This is a genomic window from Pseudomonas putida (assembly GCF_050989985.1).
GTDB classification, from domain to species: Bacteria; Pseudomonadota; Gammaproteobacteria; order Pseudomonadales; family Pseudomonadaceae; genus Aquipseudomonas; species Aquipseudomonas putida_AI.
The window spans coordinates 694,488-717,544 of sequence record NZ_CP158815.1; the positions used below are offsets into that span (position 1 = coordinate 694,488).

Sequence of the window (23,057 nt, forward strand, 5' to 3'; positions counted from 1 at the left end):
CGACCATGCTTTTGGCGAATGCCGGTGTATATGGCAGGCATGTTTATAATGCTCGGCCCGTAATGGCGGGTGACGGGTTCTGCGGGAGATGAAGGATGTTGTTACGTGGCCTGACATGGCTGGTGCTGTTTCAATTGCTCGGCACCGCGATCAACCATTTGTTTTTACCGGTCCTGCCGGGGCCGATTGTCGGCCTGCTGCTGTTGCTGGTGTTCTTGATCAGCCGCGGTCAGGTCGGTGAACCGCTGAACCTGGCGGCCGGCAGCCTGCTGCGTTATTTGCCTCTGCTGCTGGTGCCGCCGGCAGTGGGTGTAATGGTTTACGCCAGGGACATTGCGGCGGATTTCTGGGCCATCGCCGGTGCGCTTGTGTTATCGCTGCTGCTGTCCATGGCCTTCGCGGGGGTGTTGATGCAACGCATGATCAAGCGCCACGCTCACCCTGGCGAGGATCGCCAATGACCCTCGACTGGAGCGGCGCCTGGACGTCGGTCATACATCATCCGTTGTTCGGCATTGGCATTACCCTGGGCGCCTACCAACTGGTGCTCGCGGCTTTCGAGAAAACCCGCTGGATCTTTTTGCAGCCGGTGCTGGTCTCCATGTTGCTGGTGATCGGTGTGCTGGTGGGCTGCGGGCTGACCTATGCCGAGTACCGCAAAAGCACCGAGATCCTCAGCATCCTGCTGGGTCCGGCCACTGTCGCGCTTGCCGTGCCGCTGTACTTGAACCTGCGAAGGATTCGGCAGTTGTTCTGGCCGATATTTACTACGCTGGTGATAGGCGGGGTCGTCGCCACCAGCATGGGCGTGCTGCTGGGTTGGTGGTTCGGCGCCGAGCACATGATTCTGATGACCATGGCGCCCAAATCGGTGACTTCGCCGATTGCCATGCTGGTGGCCGAGCAGATCGGCGGTGTCGCGGCGCTGGCGGCGGTGTTCGTGTTGATCACGGGGGTGATTGGCGCGATCTTCGGTCCGAGCCTGTTGACCCGGCTCGGCGTCCACAGCCCCGAGGCGCGTGGCATGGCGCTGGGCATGACGGCTCATGCGGTCGGCACGGCAGTGGCGATGCAGGAAAATGAAGAGTGCGGTGCCTTCGCGGCGCTGGCGATGAGTCTGATGGGCGTGGCCACGGCGGTGTTGCTGCCGTTGGCGGTGTCGATGGTGGTTTAAGGAAATGTCTATGAGTCTGCCGCTTTTTCCGCTGAACACGGTGCTGTTTCCGGGCTGCATCCTCGATCTGCAGATTTTCGAGGCGCGCTACCTGGACATGATCGGGCGCTGCATGAAACAGGGCGGCGGCTTTGGCGTGGTGTGCATCCTCGATGGCGAAGAGGTCGGCATCGCGCCGGCGGGTTATGCACTGGTCGGCTGCGAAGCGCTGATCACCGATTTCAAGACCCAGGAAAACGGTTTGCTGGGGATTCGGGTGCAGGGCGGTCGACGCTTTCACGTACTGCGTACCGAAGTGCAGCGCGATCAGCTGATCGTCGCCGAGGTCGAGTGGCTGGAAGATGAGCCGGAGCAACCGCTGCAGGATGAAGATGCCGATCTGGTAGCACTGCTCAAGGCCCTGGCGGAACACCCGATGGTCGAAGCGCTGAACATGGGCACCGAAGCGGTCGGGCAACAGTCGCTGGCTAACCAGCTTGCCTACTTGCTGCCGTTCGCTGAGCTGGACAAGATCGACCTGCTGCAACTCGATGACCCGCAGCAGCGACTGGATGCGATTCAGGCGCTGCTCGATGAGTTGCAGGGTGAGTTGTTCGCCTGACGCTCGCTAAAGGATCGCAGCCTGCCGCGGGCTGCGATCTTTTTATCTTCAGTACGCATATCTCAACATCGTATGCGGCAAATGCCGCAACACGAAGAATCCGAACAGTGCCACCAATGCCGGCAGCACCAGCCACCAGACCTTGGGCGGCAAGGCGTTGAGTGACGTGCGGCGCTGAATTAGCCCAAGGCTGGCCGCACAAACACAGGCCGCCAGCATCGCGCCCGCCAGCACATCCGTTGGCCAGTGCGCACCGAGGTATACCCGCGACAGTGCAATCGCCAGCGCCGGCAGGCAGCCCACCAGCAGCCAGGTCAGGCGCATCCGTGGCGGTTGCCCGCGGCCGGCGAGGACGGCGAGGGTGAGGAACAGCGCGAACGACCCCGAGGCGTGACCACTGGGCATGCTGTAGCTGCTCAGTGGGTCGCTCAATACTTCCGGGCGCAGGCGGGCGAAAAAGTGTTTGGTCACGGTGTTGCCCAATGCCGTGAACAGCAGGGTGCTACAGGCGAAAACCGCGTGGCGCCATTGACGGGTAACCAGCAGCAACACGACCAGCAAGACGCTGAACATCAGCATGTTGCGAAACTCACCGATCAGCGTGAACACCACGGCCACTTCATCGAGCATCGGGCTGCGATGCTCCTGCACCAGCGTCATTAGCCCCTGGTCGAGGGCGCTCAGATGCGGATAGCCGAAAAACAGTGCAGTCAGGATCAAAAAGCTCATCCCGGTAATGAACAGGGTGGCTTTGCGGTGCTTGCGCAGACTGCTGGTAGCGCTCAGCCCCACCATCAGGGCAATGCTGGCGGCGACGACACCGGCCTGGGGCCAGAAGCCTTCGGGCAGCGGTAAGCGAATCGCCGCGCCGGTGGCCCAGCCTGGCAGCAGGTAGGCCACCGACCAGCCGGCACCGGCCAGAAGGCTGACGGCGAAGAAACGTGGGAAGGGCATGTCGAACATGCCGGCGACCATGGGCAGCATGGGGCGCAGGGGGCCGATGAAACGACCGACCAGCAGACTGGCGATGCCATAGCGCTGGAAGTACGCCTCGGCCCCGGCGATCCATTCCGGGTGATGACGCAAGCCTGGCAGGCGCCGGATGTTCTGGTGGAAGTGGCGCCCGAGGAAATACGACACCACATCGCCGAGCACGCCGGCCACGAAACCCAGCAGCAGCGTTTCACTCAACGACAGCGCGCCGCTGCCGGCCAGTACCGCCACGGCGAACAACAGCACGGTGCCAGGTACGATCAACCCGGCAATCGCCAGGCACTCGACGAAGGCCACGATGAACACCGCTGCCGCCAGCCATTGCGGGTTGACCGTCAACCAGCCGGTCACGCTATCGAGCCATGGGCCCATAAAAACAACTCCATTGAATGTTCAAATGCATCTTGTGGGAGCGAGCCTGCTCGCGATTACGGTCATTCAGTCACATTGATAATTGATGTGCCGCCGTCATCGCGAGCAGGCTCGCTCCTACAGGGAATTCCTTTTGCTTCAGATCCGGTCAGGACAGCACAAAATAATCGCGATTTTCGACCTGCCCCCGTCGCAGCGGGTTCCGCGTGCACCAGGCCGCATAGGCGGCGTCGACGAAGCGGTACATCAGGTGTTCGTCACGGCCATGGGGGATGCCCAAACGCGTGGTCTGGATGATATGGGCGGGTGTCTGGCCGACGTCTTCCACCAGCAGCACCTCGTGATCGAAACGCTTGGCATCCCAGACCGGAACCTTCAAGCCCAGCGCTTTGCACAGCAGGGTTTGCCCCGCGCAGAGTTTCTGCGACGGGCGAGGGCGGCCCTGGGCATCGGGATTGTTGAGTAGCATCTGCGCCAGGCTCGCCGGCCCGCTCAGTTCGTCGACCCACGGGTAGGCGGATTTGATCAGCACCGCGTTGCCCGGGCCCTGGGCGCTGAAGTTCAGGGAATCGCCGCCACGGGAGTAATACATATAGATGTGCCCGCCATCCAGAAACAAAGCCTTACGCTTTTCTGTGTAACCCAGGGAGGCGTGGCTGCCCTTTTCGGCAAGGTAATAGGCTTCGGTCTCGATGATTCGCACGCTGAGCCACAAATCACCGACTCGATGACGAATGACCTTGCCCAATAAATCGCGGGCCAGAATTTGCGGGTCTCGGTCGAAAAACGCGTCCGGCAGCCCCGTGGGCAGGCTTGCTGCGGATGCTCGAACAGTCAGGTCGGTCATGGTGAACGGTGTTTATCAGGGCTGATAGTGCGCTGATGATAACAATTTGCGCCTTAATCCCGGCTGAACGTCGGCAAATCGACCTCCATTTCGACCATCCGCCCGTCACCGCTGTTAGTCGGGAGTCGCGACAGCTATAATCTGCCGCTTTATTCTTTACCAAGCCCTTTTCAAAGACCACGCCAGACCATGACTGAGTCCGTTCTTGACTACATGACCCGCCTGGGTCGCGCTGCCCGCGAGGCTTCCCGCGTCATCGGCCGTGCCAGCACTGCGCAGAAGAACCGCGCGTTGCAGGCTACCGCCAACGCGCTGGACGCTGCCCGCGCCGAACTGAGCGCTGCCAATGAGCTGGATTTGGCAGCCGGCCGCGCCAATGGTCTTGAACCTGCGCTGCTCGAGCGCCTGGCACTGACCCCGGCCCGGATCGACGGCATGATCGTCGGTTTGCGCCAGGTGGCGGCATTGCCGGACCCGGTCGGCGCGATCCGCGACATGAGCTACCGGCCGTCGGGGATTCAGGTCGGCAAGATGCGCGTGCCCCTGGGCGTGATCGGGATCATCTACGAGTCCCGGCCGAACGTGACCATCGACGCCGCCAGCCTGTGCCTGAAGTCCGGTAACGCGACCATCCTGCGTGGCGGCTCTGAAGCCATTCACTCCAATCGTGCGATCGCTGCCTGCATCCAGCGTGGCCTGGCCGAAGCCGATCTGCCGGCGGCTGTGGTGCAAGTGGTCGAAACCACTGATCGGGCTGCCGTTGGCGCTCTGATTGCCATGCCTGAATACGTTGATGTCATCGTGCCCCGTGGCGGTCGCGGCCTGATCGAACGCATCAGTCGTGATGCCCGCGTTCCGGTGATCAAGCATCTGGACGGCATCTGCCACGTTTACGTCAGTGCCAACGCCGACCTTCCAAAGGCCCAGCGAATCGCATTCAACGCCAAGACTTACCGCTATGGCATCTGCGGCGCGATGGAAACCTTGCTGGTCGATCAAGTCGTTGCCAAAGATTTCCTTCCGGCGATGGCAGCCCAGTTCCGCGAAAAAGGTGTCGAACTGCGTGGCTGTGAGCGCACGCGTGCGATCATCGATGCGCTGCCGGCCACCGAAGAAGACTGGAATACCGAATATCTGGCGCCGATCCTGTCGATCCGTGTGGTCGAAGGGCTGGAGCAGGCCATCGAGCACATCAACCATTACGGCTCTCATCACACCGACTCGATCGTCAGTGAACATCAGGGTGAAACCCGGCGTTTCGTTGCTGAAGTCGATTCGTCGTCGGTGATGATCAACACCCCGACCTGCTTCGCCGACGGCTTCGAATACGGATTGGGTGCCGAGATCGGCATTTCTACTGATAAGCTGCACGCCCGCGGCCCGGTGGGTCTCGAAGGCCTGACCTGCGAGAAGTACGTCGTGGTCGGCGATGGCCAGCTGCGCGGACAGGAGTCGGTCTGACTTGGGCGACCTCGACCCGTCGGCTCCGGTAACCGCCAGCGCGCCTCGCCCCGCACGCATCGGTGTACTGGGCGGAACGTTTGACCCGGTGCACATCGGCCATTTGCGCGGTGCGCTGGAAGTCGCCGAAGCGCTGGCACTCGATGAGCTGCGCCTGATACCCAGTGCCAGGCCACCTCATCGGGATACGCCGCAGGTGTCGGCGAAGGACCGTCTGGCGATGGTCGAGTGCGCGGTGGCCGGTGTGGCGCCGTTGGTGGTGGATGCCCGCGAATTGCAGCGGGACAAGCCGTCCTACACCATCGATACCCTGGAGTCGATGCGCGCCGAAATGGCCGACGAGACCCAGGTTTTTCTACTTTTGGGCTGGGACGCATTTTGCGGCCTGCCCACTTGGCATCGCTGGGAAGAGTTGCTCCAGCATTGCCACATCCTGGTGCTGCAACGCCCGGATGCCGACAGCGAACCGCCGGATGCCTTGCGCAACCTGCTGGCGGCGCGCTCGGTGAGCGACCCGCTGGCCCTGAAGGGGCCGAGCGGACAGATTGCATTCGTCTGGCAGACACCGCTCGCGGTATCCGCCACCCAGATCCGTCAACTGCTGGCCAGCGGTAAGTCGGTACGTTTCCTGGTGCCCGACGCGGTCCTGGCCTACATCGATGCGCACGGTCTTTACCGTGCGTCGAACTGAACAAGGCGTGCTTCACTGATACGCACCGACGTGTCGCCAAGCCGCCGAATACATGAGCAAAACGAGTTTTATATGACCAACAACGACGTAAACAAAGTTAAGCGCAAAGGCACATTCAAGAGTGCCCCGCTGCCTGAGCCGGTTGCTACCAACGAGCCGCTCAACGGTGACGAGCTGGTCAAGGTTGCCGTTGCAGCCCTGGAAGATGTCAAGGCGCAGGACATCCAGATCATCGATGTTCGCGACAAGCAGAGCATCACCGACTACATGATCATCGCCACCGGTACCTCCAATCGCCAGATCAACGCGATGCTCGACAAGGTTCGCGAAGAAGTCAAAAAGAAAGGCGCCCGTCCGCTGGGTGAAGAAGGCAAGGGCGACAGCGACTGGGTGCTGCTGGACCTGGACCTGGTGATCGTGCACATGATGACCGCCTCGGCTCGCCAGTTCTACGACCTGGAGCGCCTGTGGGCCGGTGCCGAGCAGAGCCGTGCGGCGGATGCCAAGCACCACAGCCCGGAAAACACCCACGAGCATTTCACCAAGCTCAACAAAGACCAGCAGTAAGGTAACGCTGTGCGACTGCGACTGATCGCCGTCGGTTCCCGCATGCCCAAGTGGGTGGAAGAAGGCTGGCATGAGTATGCCAAGCGTCTTCCGTCCGAGCTGGCGCTGGAACTGGTGGAAATACCGCTCAATACCCGTGGCAAGAACGCCGACGTGGCGCGCTTCATCCGTCAGGAAGGCGAAGCCATGCTGGCCAAGGTCGGGCAGAACGAGCGTGTTGTCACCCTCGAAGTCCACGGCAAGCCCTGGAGTACCGAGCAACTGGCGGTCGAACTCGATCGCTGGCGGCTGGACTCGCGCACGGTGAACTTCATGGTCGGCGGCCCCGAAGGGCTGGCGCCTGAAGTCTGTGCCCGCGCCGATCAGCGCTGGTCGCTCTCGCCACTGACGTTGCCGCATCCACTGGTGCGCATTCTGATCGGTGAACAGCTGTATCGTGCCTGGACCGTGCTGTCCGGCCACCCTTATCACAAGTAGTTCTGCCCCCCATGAGCCAACCGATCCGCATCAAGGACCACGAAAAAGACGCCCGTCTGGTGCGTGGCCGCGTCGTGTTCGGGGCAATTGCGGTGGTGACACTGATTGGCGTGCTGATTGCTCGCCTGTATTTCCTGCAGGTGATCCAGTACGACTACCACTCGACCCTGTCGGAAAACAATCGCGTCCATGTGCAGCCGATCCCGCCGACGCGTGGGTTGATTTACGACCGCAACGGCGTGGTGATCGCCGATAACCGACCGAGTTTCAGCCTGAGCATGACCCGCGAGCGTTCGGGCGACTGGCAGCAGGTGCTCGACGTGATTGTCGAGGTGCTGGAGCTGACGCCCGAGGATCGGGTGATCTTCGAGAAGCGCATGCGCCAGGGGCGCCGGCCGTTCGAACCGGTGCCAATCCTGTTCGAGCTGACTGAAGAACAGATCGCGCGAATCGCCGTCAACCAGTTCCGGTTGCCGGGGGTGGAAGTGGTTGCGCAACTGGTTCGTCACTATCCCCAGGGCGCGCATTTTGCGCACTCGGTGGGCTACATGGGGCGAATCAACGAGAAAGAGCTCAAGTCTCTGGACCCGGTCAGTTATAGCGGCACACATCAAATCGGTAAAACCGGCATCGAGCGCTTCTACGAGTCGGAGCTGCATGGCCAGGTGGGGTACGAGGAAGTCGAGACCAACGCTCGGGGCCGTGTATTGCGGGTGCTCAAACGCACCGAACCGGTTTCCGGCAAGGACATCGTCCTGAGCCTGGACATCAAGTTGCAGGAAGCCGCCGAAGCCGCGCTCGGCGGTCGTCGTGGTGCGGTGGTGGCCCTGAACCCGAAAACCGGCGAGGTGCTGGCGATGGTCAGCCAGCCGAGCTTCGATCCGAACCTGTTTGTCACCGGCATCAGCTCCAAGGCCTACGCCGAGCTGCGCGACTCGATCGACCGGCCGCTATTCAACCGCGTGCTGCGTGGTCTGTATCCGCCGGGCTCGACGATCAAGCCGGCGGTGGCGATCGCGGGCCTGGACGCGGGCGTGGTGACGGCCTCGAGCCGAGTGTTCGACCCGGGCTACTACATGCTGCCCAACTACGACCACAAGTACCGCAACTGGAACCGCACCGGTGATGGCTTCGTCGACCTCGACACCGCGATCATGCGTTCCAATGACACTTACTTCTACGACCTGGCCCACAAGCTGGGGATCGATCGGCTGTCGTCGTACCTGTCCAAGTTCGGTATCGGCCAGAAGGTTTCCCTGGACATGTTCGAGGAGTCGCCGGGGCTGATGCCGACCCGTGAATGGAAGCGCGCGACCCGCCGCCAGGCTTGGTTCCCGGGCGAAACGCTGATTCTCGGGATCGGTCAGGGCTACATGCAGTCGACCCCGTTGCAGCTGGCCCAGGCCACGGCGCTGGTGGCCAACAAAGGTATCTGGAATCGCCCGCATCTGGCCAAGACCATCGAGGGCGAGAAGCCGGTGGATCACAATCCGATGCCGGACATCATCCTGCGCGACCCGTCTGACTGGACCAAGGTCAACCACGGCATGCAACAGGTAATGCACGGCGCCCGCGGTACGGCGCGCAAGGCTTCGATCGGCGCGCAATACCGCATCGCCGGCAAGTCCGGTACTGCCCAGGTGGTCGCGATCAAGCAGGGCGAGAAGTACGACCGCTCGAAAGTCCAGGAGCGCCATCGCGACCACGCCTTGTTCGTGGGCTTTGCGCCCGCCGACGATCCGGCGATCGTGGTGTCGGTGATGGTCGAGAACGGTGAGTCCGGCTCCGGCGTCGCGGCCCCGGTGGTGCGTCAGGTCATGGACGCCTGGCTGCTGGATCAGGACGGTCGCCTCAAAGCCGAATACGCCAGCCCTACTAGCGCGGAGGCTACCGCCCGTGATGAATAATTTTGATCGCATGCTCTCCAGCGAGGATGTGATGCGCCGTCGCGCGACGCTTCTGCAACGCATGCATATCGACGGTGTGTTGCTGATCCTGCTGCTGACGCTTGCCGCCGGCAGTCTGTTCGTCCTGTATTCCGCCAGTGGCAAAAGCTGGGATCTGCTGGCCAAGCAGGCCACTTCATTCGGCATCGGCCTGGTGTCGATGATCGTCATCGCCCAGTTCGAGCCACGTTTCATGGCCCGTTGGGTACCGGTTGGCTACGTGATCGGCGTGCTGTTGCTGGTGGTGGTGGACGTCATGGGCCACAACGCCATGGGCGCTACGCGCTGGATCAACATTCCCGGGGTCATCCGTTTCCAGCCGTCGGAGTTCATGAAAATCCTGATGCCGGCGACCATTGCCTGGTATCTGTCCAAGCGCACCTTGCCACCGCAGCTCAAGCATGTGGGCATCAGTCTGATGCTGATCGGCATCCCGTTCATTCTGATTGTGCGCCAGCCGGACCTTGGCACCTCGTTGCTGATTCTGGCCGGCGGTGCATTCGTGCTGTTCATGGGCGGGCTGCGCTGGCGCTGGATTCTCAGCGTGCTCGCCGCCGCCGTGCCCGTGGCCATCGCCATGTGGTTCTTCATCATGCACGACTACCAGAAGCAGCGGATCCTGACGTTCCTCGATCCGGAAAGCGATCCGTTGGGCACTGGCTGGAACATCATTCAGTCCAAGGCGGCCATCGGTTCCGGCGGCGTATTCGGCAAAGGCTGGCTGCTGGGTACCCAGTCGCACCTGGACTTCCTCCCGGAAAGCCATACCGACTTCATCATTGCAGTCATGGGCGAAGAGTTCGGTCTGGTCGGTATCTGTGCGCTGTTGCTGATTTATCTGCTGCTGATCGGTCGCGGGCTGGTGATTACCGCCCAGGCTCAGACGCTGTTCGGCAAGCTGCTGGCGGGCGCCTTGACCATGACGTTTTTTGTTTATGTTTTCGTCAACATCGGCATGGTCAGTGGCCTGTTGCCGGTGGTGGGGGTGCCGTTGCCGTTCATTAGCTACGGAGGAACTTCGCTGGTGACGCTGCTGTCAGCGTTTGGGGTTTTGATGTCGATCCATACCCATCGCAAGTGGATCGCGCAGGTTTGAATAAGGTGAAGAGTTCAATGCAGGTAATGCGTGGCTGGGCGACTCGATATGCGCCGTGGGTCGGCCTGGTAAGCATCCTTGGCAGCGCGCAGGAAGCGTTGGCCGGCGATTACGAAGGTTCGCCCCAGGTGGCCGAATTCGTGGGTGAAATGACCCGCGACTACGGGTTTGCCGGCGAACAGTTGATGGGCGTGTTCCGCGAAGTCGAGCGCAAACAGTCGATCCTGGACGCGATTTCCAAGCCCGCCGAACGGGTCAAGCAGTGGAGCGAATATCGCCCGATGTTCATCACCGATGCGCGCATCGCCCGTGGTGTGGACTTCTGGCGTCAGCACGAAGCGGTGCTCGCCCGGGCCGAGCAGGAATATGGCGTGCCGGCGCAGGTCATTGTTTCGATTATTGGCGTCGAGACCTTTTTCGGTCGCAATACCGGCAATTACCGTGTAATCGATGCCTTGTCGACCCTGGGTTTCGACTATCCTCCTCGTGCCGAATTTTTCCGCAAGGAATTGCGTGAATTCCTGTTGCTGGCCCGGGAAGAGCAGGTTGACCCCTTGACCCTCAAGGGTTCCTACGCCGGTGCCATGGGCCTGCCGCAGTTCATGCCCAGCAGCTTTCGCGCCTACGCAGTGGATTTCGATGGTGACGGCCACATCAATATCTGGAACAACCCGGATGATGCGATCGGTAGCGTCGCCAGTTACTTCAAGCGTCACGGCTGGGTCGCCGGAGAGCCGGTGGTCAGTCGCGCCGATGTGCGGGGCGAGCAGGTGGATGAAGGTTTGACCACCGGTATCGAACCCACCAAAACCGTCGGAGAGTTGCGGGCCCTGGGCTGGTCAAGTCATGATGCGCTGCGCGATGATATGCCGGTTACCGCTTTTCGCCTTGAGGGCGACAATGGCCCTGAATACTGGATGGGCCTGAAGAATTTTTACGCAATCACGCGATATAACCGCAGCGTGATGTACGCCATGGCCGTACATCAACTGTCTGAACAGCTGGTCCAAGCACGGGGCGTCAAGTAATGCGGGCATTGCCTATGAGTAAACCCCTGAAGCTGATGGCATTTGCCGCGTTGGCAGTGCTGGTCGCCAGTTGTTCGACCAGTCGCTCGCCGACGCAGAAGAACTCCAGTGCCGTGCGCTCTGCGCCAGGGCTGGACATCAATCGCGCTCACAAGGATGGCGCTCCCTGGTGGGACGTCGACGTTTCGCGTATCCCGGACGCCACGCCGACTTTGCACACCGGTCCGTACAAGGCCAACCCCTACACCGTACTGGGCAAAACCTATTTCCCGCTGCAGGAATCCAAGACCTACGTGGCCTCGGGCACGGCGTCCTGGTATGGCACCAAGTTCCATGGGCAGAACACCGCCAATGGTGAGGTCTATGACCTGTACGGCATGAGTGCCGCCCACAAGACCCTGCCGCTGCCGAGCTATGTCCGGGTTACCAACCTGGACAACAACCGCAGCGTGATCCTGCGGGTCAACGACCGCGGGCCGTTCTACTCCGACCGGATCATCGACCTGTCCTATGCCGCCGCCAAGAAACTTGGTTATGCCGAAATCGGCACTGCCAGGGTCAAGGTCGAAGGTATCGACCCGCAGGCCTATTGGGCGGCGAAAGGCCGTCCGGCGCCTTTAATGCTCAACGAGCCGCAAGTCGCGCAGAATAGCGCCCCGGCGATTACGGCTTCGGCCGGCACCGTCGAGCAATGGACGCCGCCACCGCAGCAACATGCCGCCGCCGTTGTCCCTGTACAGCTTGCGGACGCAAAAAAAAACGCTTCTGCACCAGCCTCTGGCCAGTATCTGCAGGTGGGCGCGTTCGCCAACCCGGACGCTGCAGAGCTCCTGAGGTCGAAGCTCAGCGGGATGGTGAGCGCTCCGGTGTTCATCAGCTCGATCGTACGCAATCAACAGACGCTGCATCGGGTGCGCCTGGGGCCGATCGGAACACCGGGTGAAATCCAGCAAGTGCAGAACAGCGTACGCCTGGCCAATCTTGGTTCGCCGAGCGTGGTAACAGAGTAAACGTAGGACTTGATTGACGGTTCATCAGCGATTTCGCGAGATGAACCAGGTTGTTGGCTCGTCGAAGAACAAAAGCCCGGCAAGGGTGACTTGAGTGAGCAACTGAATACGCGACGGCCCGTTAGAAGGCCGTCTGATTAGTTTTGCCTTTGGGCAGTTTCCATTAGCGATTTCGAGAGACGGATGAACATCACCACCTTTGCCAAACGCCTGTGCCTTCTAGTCCCGCTGCTCCTCTCACCCGCCGCGTTCGCGGCCGAGATGATGCCGTCGCCACCGCAACTGGCCGCCAAGGCCTATGTGCTCATGGACGCCAGCAGCGGCAACGTGCTGGTTGAAAACAATGGTGACCAGCGTCTGCCGCCAGCCAGCCTGACCAAGCTGATGACCGCGTACATCGCGACTCTGGAAATCCGTCGTGGCCAGATCGGCGAAAACGATCCGGTGACCGTCAGCGAAAACGCCTGGCGTACCGGCGGTTCGCGGATGTTCATCAAGGTTGGCTCTCAGGTGACCGTGAGCGACCTGCTGCACGGCATCATTATCCAGTCGGGTAACGACGCCAGTGTTGCGCTGTCCGAGCACATCGCAGGCAGCGAAGACGCGTTCGCCGACCTGATGAACAAAACCGTCGCCGACCTGGGCATGACCAATACCCACTTCATGAACCCGACCGGTCTGCCAAACCCTGAGCACTATTCGTCGGCTCATGACATGGCCGTACTGGCTCGCGCGATCATCCACGAAGACCCGGCTCACTACGCGATCTACTCGCAGAAAGAGTTCTTCTGGAACGGCATCAAGCAACCGAACCGTAACCTGCTGCTGTGGCGTGACAAGACCGTCGACGGTCTGAAAACCGGTCACACCGACGAAGCCGGCTACTGCATGGTGTCTTCCGCCGTGCGTGATGGCATGCGCCTGATCGCCGTGGTATTCGGCACCAGCAGCGAAGTGGCTCGCGCCGCCGAAACCCAGAAGCTGCTGACTTATGGCTTCCGTTTCTTCGAAACCCAGACCTTCTACCAAAAAGGCACCGAGCTGGCCCAGGCTCCTGTCTGGAAGGGCGCCACCAACCAGGTCAAGGCCGGTCTGGCTGAAGACCTGACCATGACTCTGCCAAAAGGCCAGCTGAAAAAGCTCGCCGCCAGCATGACCATGAACCCGCAACTGGTTGCGCCAATCGCCAAGGGCGACGTGATCGGTAAAGTCGAAGTCAAACTGGAGGACAAGGTGGTGCACAGCGCTGATCTGATCGCTCTGGACGGCGTCGAAGAGGGTGGTATCTTCCGCCGCATGTGGGATAGCATCCGTCTATTCTTCTACGGCTTGTTCAACTGATAGTGTGCACCTGCATGGCCCCGCGCTCATCCGGCGTGGGGCTATGCCCGTCGCCACGGCTTACGCTTACGAGGCCGTTACGCCATGACCGATACTGAAGTAAAGGCTCCCAAGATCGAATTCCCTGCCAACGATTACCCGGTTAAGGTGATCAGCGATACGGGTGTGGGCAACAAGGACAAGATCATCGACATCGTCCGCAAACACGCAAAGATCAACGATGAGCGTGTGGACGAGCGTCAAAGCAGCAACGGCAAGTACACCACGATTCAGTTGCACATCGTCGCTACCGACCAGGACCAGCTGTACAACATCAACAGCGAACTGCGGGCTACCGGCTTCGTGCACATGGTGCTGTGATGTCCGCGACATTGGGCTTTCGCGAGCTCGGTCAGATGGCATACGAGCCGGTCTGGCATGCCATGCAACGCTTTACCAACGAACGCGGCAGCGATGCCGCCGACGAGATCTGGCTAGTCGAGCACCCGCCGGTCTTCACCCAGGGCCAGGCCGGCAAGGCCGAGCATTTGCTGCTGCCGGGAGAAATCCCGGTGGTGCAGGTCGATCGCGGCGGCCAGGTGACGTATCACGGCCCCGGGCAACTGGTGGCCTACCTGTTGCTGGACGTGCGCAAGCTGGGTTTTGGCGTGCGTGATCTGGTGACCCGCATGGAATCGTGCCTGATCGAGCTGCTCGCCAGTTATGGCGTGACGGCTGCGGCCAAGCCCGATGCGCCGGGTGTGTATGTCGACGGAGCGAAAATCGCATCTCTGGGTCTGCGGATCCGCCATGGTTGTTCCTTTCACGGCCTGGCCCTGAACGTGGACATGGACCTTGAACCGTTTCGACGGATTAATCCCTGCGGCTATGCCGGGCTGGCGATGACCCAGCTGAGCGATCACGCAGGATCGATTGAATTTGCCGAGGTAAGTGCCCGGCTGCGTGCGCAGCTCGTCAAACACCTCGACTACGCTGAGCAGACGACCCTCACGGGCGGAATCGACTGATATGACTACTGATGCAGTGCAAACCGTAATCCCGACGCTTGATGTCTCCGAGCGCCCGGCCCCGCGTCCCAAGGTTGAAGCCGGCGTCAAGCTGCGCGGCGCCGAAAAGGTTGCACGCATCCCGGTAAAGATCATTCCGACCACTGAGTTGCCGAAGAAGCCTGACTGGATTCGTGTACGCATTCCGGTGTCCCCGGAAGTTGACCGCATCAAGTCGCTGTTGCGCAAACACAAGCTGCACAGCGTGTGCGAAGAGGCGTCCTGCCCGAACCTGGGCGAATGCTTCTCCGGCGGTACCGCGACCTTCATGATCATGGGTGACATCTGCACCCGTCGCTGCCCGTTCTGTGACGTAGGCCATGGCCGTCCGAAGCCACTGGATGTCAACGAGCCGGAAAGCCTGGCCATCGCCATTGCCGACCTGCGCCTGAAGTACGTGGTCATTACCTCGGTAGACCGTGACGACCTGCGCGACGGCGGTGCCCAGCACTTTGCCGACTGCATCCGTGAAATCCGCAAGTTGTCGCCGAACGTACAGCTCGAAACCCTGGTGCCGGACTACCGTGGCCGCATGGACATCGCGCTGGAAATCACCGCCGCCGAGCCGCCGGATGTGTTCAACCACAACCTGGAAACCGTGCCGCGCCTGTACAAGGCTGCGCGTCCGGGCTCGGACTACCAGTGGTCGTTGACCCTGCTGCAGCGTTTCAAGCAAATGATGCCGCACATTCCGACCAAATCCGGCCTGATGCTGGGCCTGGGCGAAACCGACGACGAAGTCATCGAAGTCATGAAGCGCATGCGCGAACACGACATCGACATGCTGACCCTGGGCCAGTACCTGCAGCCGTCCCGTAGCCACTTGCCGGTCCAGCGCTTCGTGCACCCGGATACCTTCGCCTGGTTTGCCGAAGAAGGTTACAAGATGGGCTTCAAGAACGTTGCTTCCGGTCCGCTGGTACGTTCCTCGTACCACGCCGACGAACAGGCAAAGCTGGTCAAGGCCGAGCTGATTTCGTCCTGATAGCCACGCAGCAATGAAAAGGCCCGCAAGGCTTTGAGTCTTGCGGGCGTTTTTTTGTCTGGCACAAAGCAATGACGAAGCCTCTTCTGTTTGTCTTCGTTCCTGACTACTGTGTGTTGAAGTTTTCACCCAGGGAGATTCATGGATGACCGCTCGACCGATTCACACCCTTCGTCCTCACACCCCGGTCCCGGCCTTACCGTCGGAGGGACTGATCGGCGTCATCGCGCCTGCAGGCCCCGCCCCGCTGGACACCGACAAAGCCGTGCAATGGATGCGCGCCCGCGGCTATTCGCTGAAGATTTTTCCGGGTGTCTACCAGAAGGAGGGCTACCTGGCCGGCAGTGACGAAGTACGCCTGAATGACCTGCATGGGGCGTTCGCCGACGAGGAGGTCGATGCCATCATCTGCCTGCGCGGTGGTTACGGCACGCCGAGGTTGCTTGATTGCCTCGATTTCGAACTACTGCGCAACAATGCCAAGCCATTCATCGGCTACAGCGACATCACTGCGTTGCATCTGGCGATCAGTCGCTATGCAGGCTTCGTGACTTTCCACGGCCCGCTGCTCAATGCTGATTTACTGGGGGACAGGCAAAAGCCCACCGAGCCTTCGTTTTTCAGCATGCTGCGCGGCCAGATGAAGTCAGGCAGCGTGCTGACGCATCCCGTGGCCTACCCGTTGACGACCATCGAACCAGGAATCGCCCACGGGCGCTTGCTGGGGGGCAATCTGTCGATGATCGCTGCGACCATGGGTACGCCTTACGAGATTGATGCCGAGGGCGTCATCCTGTTCATCGAGGACATCAACGAGCCGCTGTATCGTATCGACCGGCTTCTGACGCATCTGCGTCTGGCGGGCACCCTGGGCAAGCTGCGCGGGGTCTTGGTGGGCGATGTGGCGGGTGTGGAGGTGCCGGCGCTGGAACGGTTGCTCAAGCAGACATTCGAGCCATTGCGAATTCCGGTGCTGTCCGGATGGCGTAGCGGGCATTGCGACCCGAACCTGACATTGCCCATGGGCGCGCTGGTCAGGCTGGATGCGGGTAACAAGGAGTTGGTGTTGGAGCAGGATGTGGTGATCAAGCAGTAGATCGTTGGCGCCTGATAGTCAGTCTTCGCGAGCAGGTTCGCTCCCACATTTGATCGCATTTCGAGGCCGGAGTGCGGTTACCTGTGGGAGCGAGCCTGCTCGCGATGCTTTTTAGCGGTTACGCAAACTTTCCAGCAACTTGTGCGTTGGATACCCGTCCGCCGGCCAGCCAAACGACTGCTGCGCGCTACGGATCGCCTTGCGGGTATTGGCGCCGATAATCCCGTCTGCGGTGCCCGCGTCGTAATTCTGAGCACTCAGCAGATTTTGCAGTTCGATCCGCTCGGTGCGGCTCAGGGGCAAATCATCTTTTGGCCAAGTGCCGCTGATCAGGCCAGCGCCATGGAAGCGCTGGGACAACAAGCTCACACCCAGTGCATAGGACGACGAGTTGTTGTACTTAAGGATCGCACGGAAGTTATCCAGCACCAGGAACGCCGGGCCACGATACCCGGCCGGCAGCAGCAAGGCTGCGGACAATTGTTCCGAACCTGGCGGGACCTGGCCGCCGTTGGGCAGGGTTATGCCCAGCTGGCGCCATTCAGCGACGCTTTTGCGAATGGTGCCGTCGGCCAGCAAATAGTTGAAGCCGCCGGGCAGTTGCACTTCAAAGCCCCAAGGCTGGCCTTTCTGCCATCCGGAGCTTTGCAGATAGTGCGCGGTCGAGGCCAGGGCATCGGTGGAGCTGCCCCAGATATCGCGGCGGCCATCGCCATCGAAGTCGACAGCGTGGGTGTTGTAGGTGGTTGGAATGAACTGGGTCTGGCCCATGGCGCCAGCCCAGGAACCGAGCATTTTCTCGGGCTCGATATCACCCTGTTGCAGAATCTGCAGCGCGGCGATCAATTGCGCGTGGGCAAAGGCCGGACGGCGACCTTCATAGGCCAGGGTCGCCAGCGAATTGATTACGGATTTGCTGCCTTGGAACTGACCGAAGTTACTTTCCATGCCCCACACGGCGACCAGTGCCTCGCGGTCGACACCGTAGCGCTGTTCGATGCTCTGCAGGATGCCATCGTATTGGCTGATCAGCGACTGCCCCTTGCGAACCCGCAACGGTGACAGGGCGCCATCGAGGTATTCCCACACCGGGCGGGTGAATTCCGGCTGGCTGCGATCGGCACGGATCACACTGGGGTCGAAACTGACATTGGCGAATGCGCGGTCGAACAGATCGGGGCGAATACCGGCGGCCAGGGCATCCTTGCGGAAACCCGCCTGCCATTCGGCGAAGGTCTGGGTCGGCTGGATATCGAGGTTTTCACCACTCGGAACCACGGGTGCAACAACGGCCGGGGCGGTGGCGATCGGGGGCGTCTGAAGCTGCTGTGCGTCGGCGGCGGTAGGTTTTTCCGCGCAGGCGACTAGCAAAATGAGGCTGGAGGCAGCGATCAATTGGCGCAGGTGCCAACGACGGGAAAGACTGAAGGGCATGCACGGGTCCAGAGAATTCGAATCAGGTGCAGACCTTAACATGTTGAGCGGATGCTTGCCTTTTCAGGCCACCAGAAAGTAAGAAGCCTCCCAGCTGTCAGACTGGAAGGCTTCGCGGCGGTAGCTGCCTTTGCCCTTGCCGGCTCGTTCCTGACGGCTGCGGAACAGTGGCTGGGCGATGATGGATTTGGCCTTGTTATGGCCATGCTTTGATGGCTTTTTGCTCATGATGGACTCTCACAGGTGGATGGTTTTTGCGGGGCAAATCATCTGCTCAAGTGAGAGTTCTGTCTAGTCCCTACATTACGTAGGACCTTTCGGTCGAATGGCTTACTCGGCAGGCAACGACAGCCGCTGACCGGCCATCAGCAATGTCAGGCGACTCAAACTCATCCACGGCGAGCCCGCCGCCTGGCCTTTGATCTGCGCATCAATGCGCTGTGCTTCGAGCAGCAGCTGTGCCCAGCGTGGCGCTGAATAGCGTTGCAGGGCTTTGCTCATCAGCGGCTTGCGCTTGTCCCAGACCGGTGGCTTGGCTTGGCTGAAAGCCTTGTCCAGCGGCGTGCCCTGGCTGTATTGCAGGGAGATGTTGGCCAGCAGGCGCAGCTCCCGGGACAGGGCCCAGAGAATCACCGGTGGCTCGACGCCTTCGCCGCGCAAGCCTTCGAGCATGCGCAAGGCGTGGGCCGCCTCACCGTTGAGAATCGCATCGGTCAGCCCGAAGACATCGAAGCGGGCGCTGTCGGCGACAGCTGCCTGCACGGTTTCGATGGTGATCTGACCGCCTTCGGCCATCAGCTTGAGCTTCTCGATCTCCTGGGCGGCTGCCAACAGGTTGCCTTCCACTCGTGCGGCAATCAGCTCGACGGCATCCTGGCTGGCGGAAAGACCGACCTGGGACAAACGCTGGCGGATCCAGCCTGGCAACTGGCTGGCATCCACTGGCCATATCTGCACGAACTGAGTCTGCTGGCCTTCGACGAGCGCCTTGCCCCATTTGGTTTTCTGCGCGCTGCCGTCGAGCTTCGGCAGGCTGATCAACAGCAAGGTGTCCTCGGCCGGTCGCGAGCAATATTCGATGAGCGCGGCGGCGCCTTTGTCACCGGGCTTGCCTGAGGGCAGGCGCAGCTCCAGAAGACGCTTTTCGGCGAACAGCGACATGCTGGCCCCGGCCAGCAGCAGAGTCCCCCAGTCGAAATTGGCATCGGCGGCAAACACCTGGCGTTCGTCAAAGCCCTGCTGGCGAGCGGCGGAGCGAATGGCGTCGGCAGCCTCCTGGCACAGCAGCGGATCATCGCCACTGATGACATAGACGGGCGCGAGGGTGCCTTGCAGGTGCTTGGCGAGTTGGGCGGGAGCGAGCTTCATAAGAGAGGGCGAACGGGGCGCCTGAGCGCCCCGTAAGTCTTACTGCTGCGGGATTTCGAGAGGCGACTGACGCGGCGTATCCGCTTCAGCCTTCTGCGCAGCTTCCAGGGCCGCGGCTTCTGCCTTGGCGCGGGCTTCGGCGGTCTGCTGCAACTGGGCCAACTGAGTCGGCGTGAGCTGCTGCAGGCGCAGCATCATGCGTTGAACCAGTTCGCGACGCATGTCCTTGCGGGCATCAGCGGCTTCCTGGTCGGAACCCACCAGGTTGTTCCCGTCGTGGATGAAGACCTTCTGCACTTCGAGCTTGTCACTGATCAGCGACAGGTTGCCCTGGCCGAGAATGCTGTAGTTGAGCACGGTGTTCAGTTGATATTCGCCAGTACGGCCAGCCCCTGCGTAGCTGAGGATGCGCTGGGTTTCCTGCTCATCAGTGAGGTCAAGCTTGTAGGGGGCGCCGGTATAGACCTTGACGCCGCTGCTATCGAGCACCTGACGCAGTTGCGTCACCGTTTCGCCATAGGCATTGCGGGCGCTGACGTCGAGTTCCTTGATCGCCAGTTCGGTGGTGCCGGTGCCGCGCAGCTGGAAACCGCAGGCGCTCAACAGGACCGCAAGGCCCATCACCAGCAAGTTGCGTTTGATCATTGTGTTGCTCCCCTTGAAACCATGTGGGCCGTTCAAGCGGCCCGAAAGGTTTAACTCGGCGCCAGGCTCGGCCTGGCGCCTGATCCAATTAGCTGGCGACGATGTTGACCAGTTTCCCGGGCACCACGATCACTTTGCGAATGGTCAGACCGTCAACGAAACGCAGCACGTTTTCGTTGGCACGGGCGGCCGCTTCGATTTCTTCGCGGGTTGCGCTGGCGGGCATATCGATCTGGCCGCGCAGCTTGCCATTCACTTGAATCACCAGCTGCAGGCTGTCCTGTACCAGAGCGCTGTCATCCACGACCGGCCAGCTGGCGTCGATCACAGGATCGGCGTGGCCCAGTCGATGCCACAGTTCATGGCTGATGTGTGGCGTGATCGGAGCCAGCAGCAAGGTCACGGCTTCGAGGCCTTCCTGAACCAGTGCGCGATCCTGTTCGGTCGCTTGCGCGGCTTTTTCCAGCACGTTCATCAGCGTCATCACCTGAGCGATGGCGGTGTTGAATTTGTGGTTCTGGCCGACGTCGTGGCTGGCCTGCTTGATAGCCAGGTGAATCGAGCGACGAATGGCTTTCTGCTCGTCGTTCAGGCTGGCGACGTCCAGTTTGCCCGGCAGGCCCTGGGTGACGTGTGCCTGCGCCAGGCGCCAGACGCGCTTGAGGAAGCGGTGCGAGCCTTCCACGCCGGAGTCGGACCATTCGGCGCTCATGTCCGGTGGCGAGGCGAACATCATGAACAGACGGCAGGTGTCTGCGCCGAACTGGTCAATCATCGACTGTGGGTCGACGCCGTTGTTCTTCGACTTGGCCATCTTTTCGGTGCCGCCGATTTCCACCGGCAGGCCGTCTGCGATCAGCTTGGCGCTGATGACCTTGGCCTTGCTGTCGCGCTCGAGTTCGACGTCCGCCGGGTTGTACCAGGTGTAGGCACCGTTGGCTTCGCGACGATAGTAAGTCTCGGCGACCACCATGCCCTGGGTCAGCAGGTTCTTGAACGGCTCGTTGGAACTCACCAGGCCTTCGTCGCGCATCAGCTTGTGGAAGAAGCGCGCGTAGAGCAGGTGGAGAATGGCGTGTTCGATACCGCCGATGTACTGATCCACCGGCAACCAGTGGTCGGCCGCGGATTTTTCCACCAGGCCACCTTCGAAGTGCGGCGAGGCATAGCGGGCGTAGTACCACGACGACTCGACGAAAGTGTCCATGGTGTCGGTTTCACGCTTGGCAGGCTGGCCGCATTTCGGGCAGCTGCACTCGTAGAACTCGGGCATGCGCGCCAGCGGCGAACCGGCGCCGTCCGGCACCACGTCTTCCGGCAGCACGACCGGCAACTGGTCTTCCGGCACCGGCACATCACCGCAGCTGCCGCAGTGGATGATCGGGATCGGGCAGCCCCAGTAGCGCTGGCGGCTGATGCCCCAGTCGCGCAGGCGGAACTGGGTACGCGAGGCGCCGAGGTTTTTCTTGATCAGGGCTACTTCGATGGCATCGAAGGCGCCGGTGAAGTCCAGGCCGTCGAACTCGCCGGAGTTGATCAGCGTGCCGTGTTCGCCGTAGGCCTCCTGCCATGGGGCAGGATTGGTCTCACCGGAGCTGGTGCGCACCACGGATTTGACCGGCAGGTTGTACTTGTGGGCGAATTCGAAATCGCGCTCGTCGTGAGCAGGCACGGCCATTACCGCGCCGTCGCCGTAGTGCATCAGCACGTAGTTGGCGACCCAAACCGGCAGCTTTTCGCCAGTCAGCGGGTGCTCGACGAACAGGCCGGTCGGCAGGCCTTTTTTCTCCTGGGTGGCGACGTCGGCTTCGGCGACGCTGCCGCTCTTGCATTCGGCGATGAACGCTTGCAGCTCAGGATTGTTCTGTGCAGCCAGGGTGGCCAGGTGGTGTTCGGCGGCCACGGCGACGTAGGTCGCGCCCATCAGGGTATCCGGACGGGTGGTGAAGACTTTCAGGGTGCCGGTTTCGCCGATGGAATCGACGTTGTACGGGAACTGCACTTCCATGCCGCGGGATTTGCCGATCCAGTTGCGCTGCATGGTCTTGACCTGCTCAGGCCAGCCAGTCAGTTCGTCGAGGCTCTCCAGCAGCTCATCCGCGTAGGCGGTGATCTTGAAGTAGTACATCGGGATTTCGCGCTTCTCGATCAGCGCGCCGGAACGCCAGCCGCGACCGTCGATCACCTGCTCGTTGGCCAGTACGGTCTGGTCGATCGGGTCCCAGTTCACGGTGCCGCTTTTCTTGTAGATCACGCCTTTTTCGAACAGGCGAGTGAACAGCCATTGTTCCCAGCGGTAGTAATCCGGCTTGCAGGTGGTCACTTCACGGGACCAGTCCACCGCCAGGCCCAGGCTGCGCAGCTGGGATTTCATGTAGGCGATGTTCTCGTAGGTCCACTTGGCGGGCGCTACGTTGTTCTTCATCGCGGCGTTTTCCGCCGGCATGCCGAAGGCGTCCCAACCCATGGGTTGCAGGACGTTCTTGCCTTGCATGCGCTGGTAGCGGGAGATCACGTCGCCGATGGTGTAGTTGCGCACGTGCCCCATGTGTAGCTTGCCGCTGGGGTAAGGGAACATCGACAGGCAGTAGTAGGTTTCCTTGCCTGGCTGTTCACTGACTTCAAAGGACTTTTGCTCGTCCCAGAACGACTGGGCGGCGGCTTCGATTTCACGGGGCTGATATTGTTCGTGCATGGCTACTTTTGAACTGAATAGGGGTGGCCCAATCCTCTTCAATGCAACGCTGGACGGTGAAGGCGCCGATTCGGCGTTTTCGATGCCCAGCCGAGCTGGAAGTGGAGTTACAGGAAGCGCCGTAGCATACATGACCGCACTCGGCCGAGGGAAACCCTGATTGCTGCCGCGCGTCTTGCCAAAA

General features: G+C 61.1%; 23 protein-coding genes. 16 read left to right on the plus strand and 7 right to left on the minus strand.

Annotated elements, in window-relative coordinates:
- Nucleotides 1-95 precede the first annotated feature (95 nt).
- Genes ABTV29_RS03315 through ABTV29_RS03325 form a run of 3 tightly spaced genes read left to right on the plus strand, consistent with a single transcriptional unit; the run spans nt 96 to nt 1,775 of the window.
- Nucleotides 96-461, plus strand: a complete 366-nt coding sequence (locus ABTV29_RS03315) for a CidA/LrgA family protein (RefSeq protein ID WP_433768819.1) — start codon at nt 96-98, stop codon at nt 459-461.
- Nucleotides 458-1,174: an LrgB family protein gene (locus ABTV29_RS03320; RefSeq protein ID WP_433768820.1), complete on the plus strand. Its 717-nt coding sequence runs from the start codon at nt 458-460 to the stop codon at nt 1,172-1,174. The genes ABTV29_RS03315 and ABTV29_RS03320 overlap by 4 nt, the downstream gene beginning before the upstream one ends.
- 10 nt (nt 1,175-1,184) lie before the next feature.
- The gene (locus ABTV29_RS03325) at nt 1,185-1,775 is read left to right on the plus strand and encodes an LON peptidase substrate-binding domain-containing protein (RefSeq protein ID WP_433768821.1); all 591 of its coding nucleotides are present in this window, start codon (nt 1,185-1,187) and stop codon (nt 1,773-1,775) included.
- Nucleotides 1,776-1,823: 48 nt separating this feature from the next.
- On the opposite strand, the gene ABTV29_RS03330 is transcribed toward ABTV29_RS03325, so the two are convergent.
- On the minus strand, nt 1,824-3,140 hold the full coding sequence (locus tag ABTV29_RS03330; protein WP_433768822.1) for a bifunctional DedA family/phosphatase PAP2 family protein: 1,317 nt from the start codon (nt 3,138-3,140) through the stop codon (nt 1,824-1,826).
- A gap of 148 nt (nt 3,141-3,288) precedes the next feature.
- Entirely contained in the window at nt 3,289-3,987 is a 699-nt protein-coding gene (locus ABTV29_RS03335; RefSeq protein WP_433768823.1) for a DNA-3-methyladenine glycosylase, read from the minus strand.
- A gap of 189 nt (nt 3,988-4,176) precedes the next feature.
- On the opposite strand from ABTV29_RS03335, the gene ABTV29_RS03340 reads away from it, so the two are divergent.
- The 13 genes from ABTV29_RS03340 to ABTV29_RS03400 all read left to right on the plus strand — a co-directional run bounded on the left by ABTV29_RS03340 (nt 4,177) and on the right by ABTV29_RS03400 (nt 16,731).
- Nucleotides 4,177-5,448, plus strand: a complete 1,272-nt coding sequence (locus ABTV29_RS03340; RefSeq protein WP_433768824.1) for a glutamate-5-semialdehyde dehydrogenase — start codon at nt 4,177-4,179, stop codon at nt 5,446-5,448.
- Nucleotides 5,417-6,139: a nicotinate-nucleotide adenylyltransferase gene (nadD, locus tag ABTV29_RS03345; protein WP_433768825.1), complete on the plus strand. Its 723-nt coding sequence runs from the start codon at nt 5,417-5,419 to the stop codon at nt 6,137-6,139. The genes ABTV29_RS03340 and nadD overlap by 32 nt, the downstream gene beginning before the upstream one ends.
- A gap of 72 nt (nt 6,140-6,211) precedes the next feature.
- Complete coding sequence (gene rsfS, locus ABTV29_RS03350; protein ID WP_433768826.1) at nt 6,212-6,706, plus strand: ribosome silencing factor; 495 nt, start codon at nt 6,212-6,214, stop codon at nt 6,704-6,706.
- Between the two features lie 9 nt (nt 6,707-6,715).
- Entirely contained in the window at nt 6,716-7,183 is a 468-nt protein-coding gene (gene rlmH / locus ABTV29_RS03355; RefSeq protein WP_110965050.1) for a 23S rRNA (pseudouridine(1915)-N(3))-methyltransferase RlmH, read from the plus strand.
- Nucleotides 7,184-7,194: 11 nt separating this feature from the next.
- Entirely contained in the window at nt 7,195-9,090 is a 1,896-nt protein-coding gene (gene mrdA, locus ABTV29_RS03360) for a penicillin-binding protein 2 (RefSeq protein ID WP_433768827.1), read from the plus strand.
- A gap of 31 nt (nt 9,091-9,121) precedes the next feature.
- A complete protein-coding gene (gene rodA, locus ABTV29_RS03365; RefSeq protein ID WP_433771727.1) occupies nt 9,122-10,225 on the plus strand; it encodes a rod shape-determining protein RodA in 1,104 nt (367 codons plus the stop codon).
- A gap of 17 nt (nt 10,226-10,242) precedes the next feature.
- Nucleotides 10,243-11,253, plus strand: coding sequence for a lytic murein transglycosylase B (gene mltB, locus ABTV29_RS03370; protein WP_433768828.1), 1,011 nt, complete (start codon nt 10,243-10,245; stop codon nt 11,251-11,253).
- On the plus strand, nt 11,253-12,263 hold the full coding sequence (locus tag ABTV29_RS03375; RefSeq protein ID WP_433768829.1) for a septal ring lytic transglycosylase RlpA family protein: 1,011 nt from the start codon (nt 11,253-11,255) through the stop codon (nt 12,261-12,263). The genes mltB and ABTV29_RS03375 overlap by 1 nt, the downstream gene beginning before the upstream one ends.
- A 183-nt stretch (nt 12,264-12,446) precedes the next feature.
- Nucleotides 12,447-13,604: a D-alanyl-D-alanine carboxypeptidase family protein gene (locus tag ABTV29_RS03380; protein ID WP_433768830.1), complete on the plus strand. Its 1,158-nt coding sequence runs from the start codon at nt 12,447-12,449 to the stop codon at nt 13,602-13,604.
- A gap of 84 nt (nt 13,605-13,688) precedes the next feature.
- On the plus strand, nt 13,689-13,964 hold the full coding sequence (locus tag ABTV29_RS03385; RefSeq protein WP_077045559.1) for a DUF493 domain-containing protein: 276 nt from the start codon (nt 13,689-13,691) through the stop codon (nt 13,962-13,964).
- Nucleotides 13,964-14,611 (plus strand): lipoyl(octanoyl) transferase LipB, encoded by a 648-nt coding sequence (lipB, locus tag ABTV29_RS03390; RefSeq protein WP_433768831.1) that lies wholly within the window; start codon nt 13,964-13,966, stop codon nt 14,609-14,611. Before ABTV29_RS03385 ends, lipB begins: the two co-directional genes overlap by 1 nt.
- A gap of 1 nt (nt 14,612) precedes the next feature.
- On the plus strand, nt 14,613-15,635 hold the full coding sequence (lipA, locus tag ABTV29_RS03395) for a lipoyl synthase (protein ID WP_110965044.1): 1,023 nt from the start codon (nt 14,613-14,615) through the stop codon (nt 15,633-15,635).
- A gap of 145 nt (nt 15,636-15,780) precedes the next feature.
- Entirely contained in the window at nt 15,781-16,731 is a 951-nt protein-coding gene (locus ABTV29_RS03400) for a S66 peptidase family protein (protein WP_433768832.1), read from the plus strand.
- Between the two features lie 111 nt (nt 16,732-16,842).
- On the opposite strand, the gene ABTV29_RS03405 is transcribed toward ABTV29_RS03400, so the two are convergent.
- The 5 genes from ABTV29_RS03405 to leuS all read right to left on the minus strand — a co-directional run bounded on the left by ABTV29_RS03405 (nt 16,843) and on the right by leuS (nt 22,873).
- Entirely contained in the window at nt 16,843-18,165 is a 1,323-nt protein-coding gene (locus ABTV29_RS03405; protein WP_433768833.1) for a lytic murein transglycosylase, read from the minus strand.
- Nucleotides 18,166-18,228: 63 nt separating this feature from the next.
- On the minus strand, nt 18,229-18,393 hold the full coding sequence (gene arfA / locus ABTV29_RS03410; protein ID WP_433768834.1) for an alternative ribosome rescue factor ArfA: 165 nt from the start codon (nt 18,391-18,393) through the stop codon (nt 18,229-18,231).
- A 102-nt stretch (nt 18,394-18,495) separates the two neighbouring features.
- Nucleotides 18,496-19,533, minus strand: a complete 1,038-nt coding sequence (gene holA / locus ABTV29_RS03415) for a DNA polymerase III subunit delta (RefSeq protein WP_433768835.1) — start codon at nt 19,531-19,533, stop codon at nt 18,496-18,498.
- A gap of 39 nt (nt 19,534-19,572) precedes the next feature.
- Nucleotides 19,573-20,178 (minus strand): LPS assembly lipoprotein LptE, encoded by a 606-nt coding sequence (lptE, locus tag ABTV29_RS03420; RefSeq protein WP_433768836.1) that lies wholly within the window; start codon nt 20,176-20,178, stop codon nt 19,573-19,575.
- 88 nt (nt 20,179-20,266) lie between these two features.
- Nucleotides 20,267-22,873: a leucine--tRNA ligase gene (leuS, locus tag ABTV29_RS03425; protein ID WP_433768837.1), complete on the minus strand. Its 2,607-nt coding sequence runs from the start codon at nt 22,871-22,873 to the stop codon at nt 20,267-20,269.
- Nucleotides 22,874-23,057: the final 184 nt, after the last annotated feature.

Bases quoted from the DNA above. Each gene is read 5' to 3' on its own strand.
- ABTV29_RS03315 (WP_433768819.1), top strand. From the start codon at position 96: ATGTTGTTACGTGGCCTGACATGGCTGGTGCTGTTTCAATTGCTCGGC.
- ABTV29_RS03320 (WP_433768820.1), top strand. From the start codon at position 458: ATGACCCTCGACTGGAGCGGCGCCTGGACGTCGGTCATACATCATCCG.
- ABTV29_RS03325 (WP_433768821.1), top strand. From the start codon at position 1,185: ATGAGTCTGCCGCTTTTTCCGCTGAACACGGTGCTGTTTCCGGGCTGC.
- ABTV29_RS03330 (WP_433768822.1), bottom strand. From the start codon at position 3,140: ATGGGCCCATGGCTCGATAGCGTGACCGGCTGGTTGACGGTCAACCCG.
- ABTV29_RS03335 (WP_433768823.1), bottom strand. From the start codon at position 3,987: ATGACCGACCTGACTGTTCGAGCATCCGCAGCAAGCCTGCCCACGGGG.
- ABTV29_RS03340 (WP_433768824.1), top strand. From the start codon at position 4,177: ATGACTGAGTCCGTTCTTGACTACATGACCCGCCTGGGTCGCGCTGCC.
- nadD (WP_433768825.1), top strand. From the start codon at position 5,417: ATGGCCAGCTGCGCGGACAGGAGTCGGTCTGACTTGGGCGACCTCGAC.
- rsfS (WP_433768826.1), top strand. From the start codon at position 6,212: ATGACCAACAACGACGTAAACAAAGTTAAGCGCAAAGGCACATTCAAG.
- mrdA (WP_433768827.1), top strand. From the start codon at position 7,195: ATGAGCCAACCGATCCGCATCAAGGACCACGAAAAAGACGCCCGTCTG.
- rodA (WP_433771727.1), top strand. From the start codon at position 9,122: ATGCGCCGTCGCGCGACGCTTCTGCAACGCATGCATATCGACGGTGTG.
- mltB (WP_433768828.1), top strand. From the start codon at position 10,243: ATGCAGGTAATGCGTGGCTGGGCGACTCGATATGCGCCGTGGGTCGGC.
- ABTV29_RS03375 (WP_433768829.1), top strand. From the start codon at position 11,253: ATGCGGGCATTGCCTATGAGTAAACCCCTGAAGCTGATGGCATTTGCC.
- ABTV29_RS03380 (WP_433768830.1), top strand. From the start codon at position 12,447: ATGAACATCACCACCTTTGCCAAACGCCTGTGCCTTCTAGTCCCGCTG.
- ABTV29_RS03385 (WP_077045559.1), top strand. From the start codon at position 13,689: ATGACCGATACTGAAGTAAAGGCTCCCAAGATCGAATTCCCTGCCAAC.
- lipB (WP_433768831.1), top strand. From the start codon at position 13,964: ATGTCCGCGACATTGGGCTTTCGCGAGCTCGGTCAGATGGCATACGAG.
- lipA (WP_110965044.1), top strand. From the start codon at position 14,613: ATGACTACTGATGCAGTGCAAACCGTAATCCCGACGCTTGATGTCTCC.
- ABTV29_RS03400 (WP_433768832.1), top strand. From the start codon at position 15,781: ATGACCGCTCGACCGATTCACACCCTTCGTCCTCACACCCCGGTCCCG.
- ABTV29_RS03405 (WP_433768833.1), bottom strand. From the start codon at position 18,165: ATGCCCTTCAGTCTTTCCCGTCGTTGGCACCTGCGCCAATTGATCGCT.
- arfA (WP_433768834.1), bottom strand. From the start codon at position 18,393: ATGAGCAAAAAGCCATCAAAGCATGGCCATAACAAGGCCAAATCCATC.
- holA (WP_433768835.1), bottom strand. From the start codon at position 19,533: ATGAAGCTCGCTCCCGCCCAACTCGCCAAGCACCTGCAAGGCACCCTC.
- lptE (WP_433768836.1), bottom strand. From the start codon at position 20,178: ATGATCAAACGCAACTTGCTGGTGATGGGCCTTGCGGTCCTGTTGAGC.
- leuS (WP_433768837.1), bottom strand. From the start codon at position 22,873: ATGCACGAACAATATCAGCCCCGTGAAATCGAAGCCGCCGCCCAGTCG.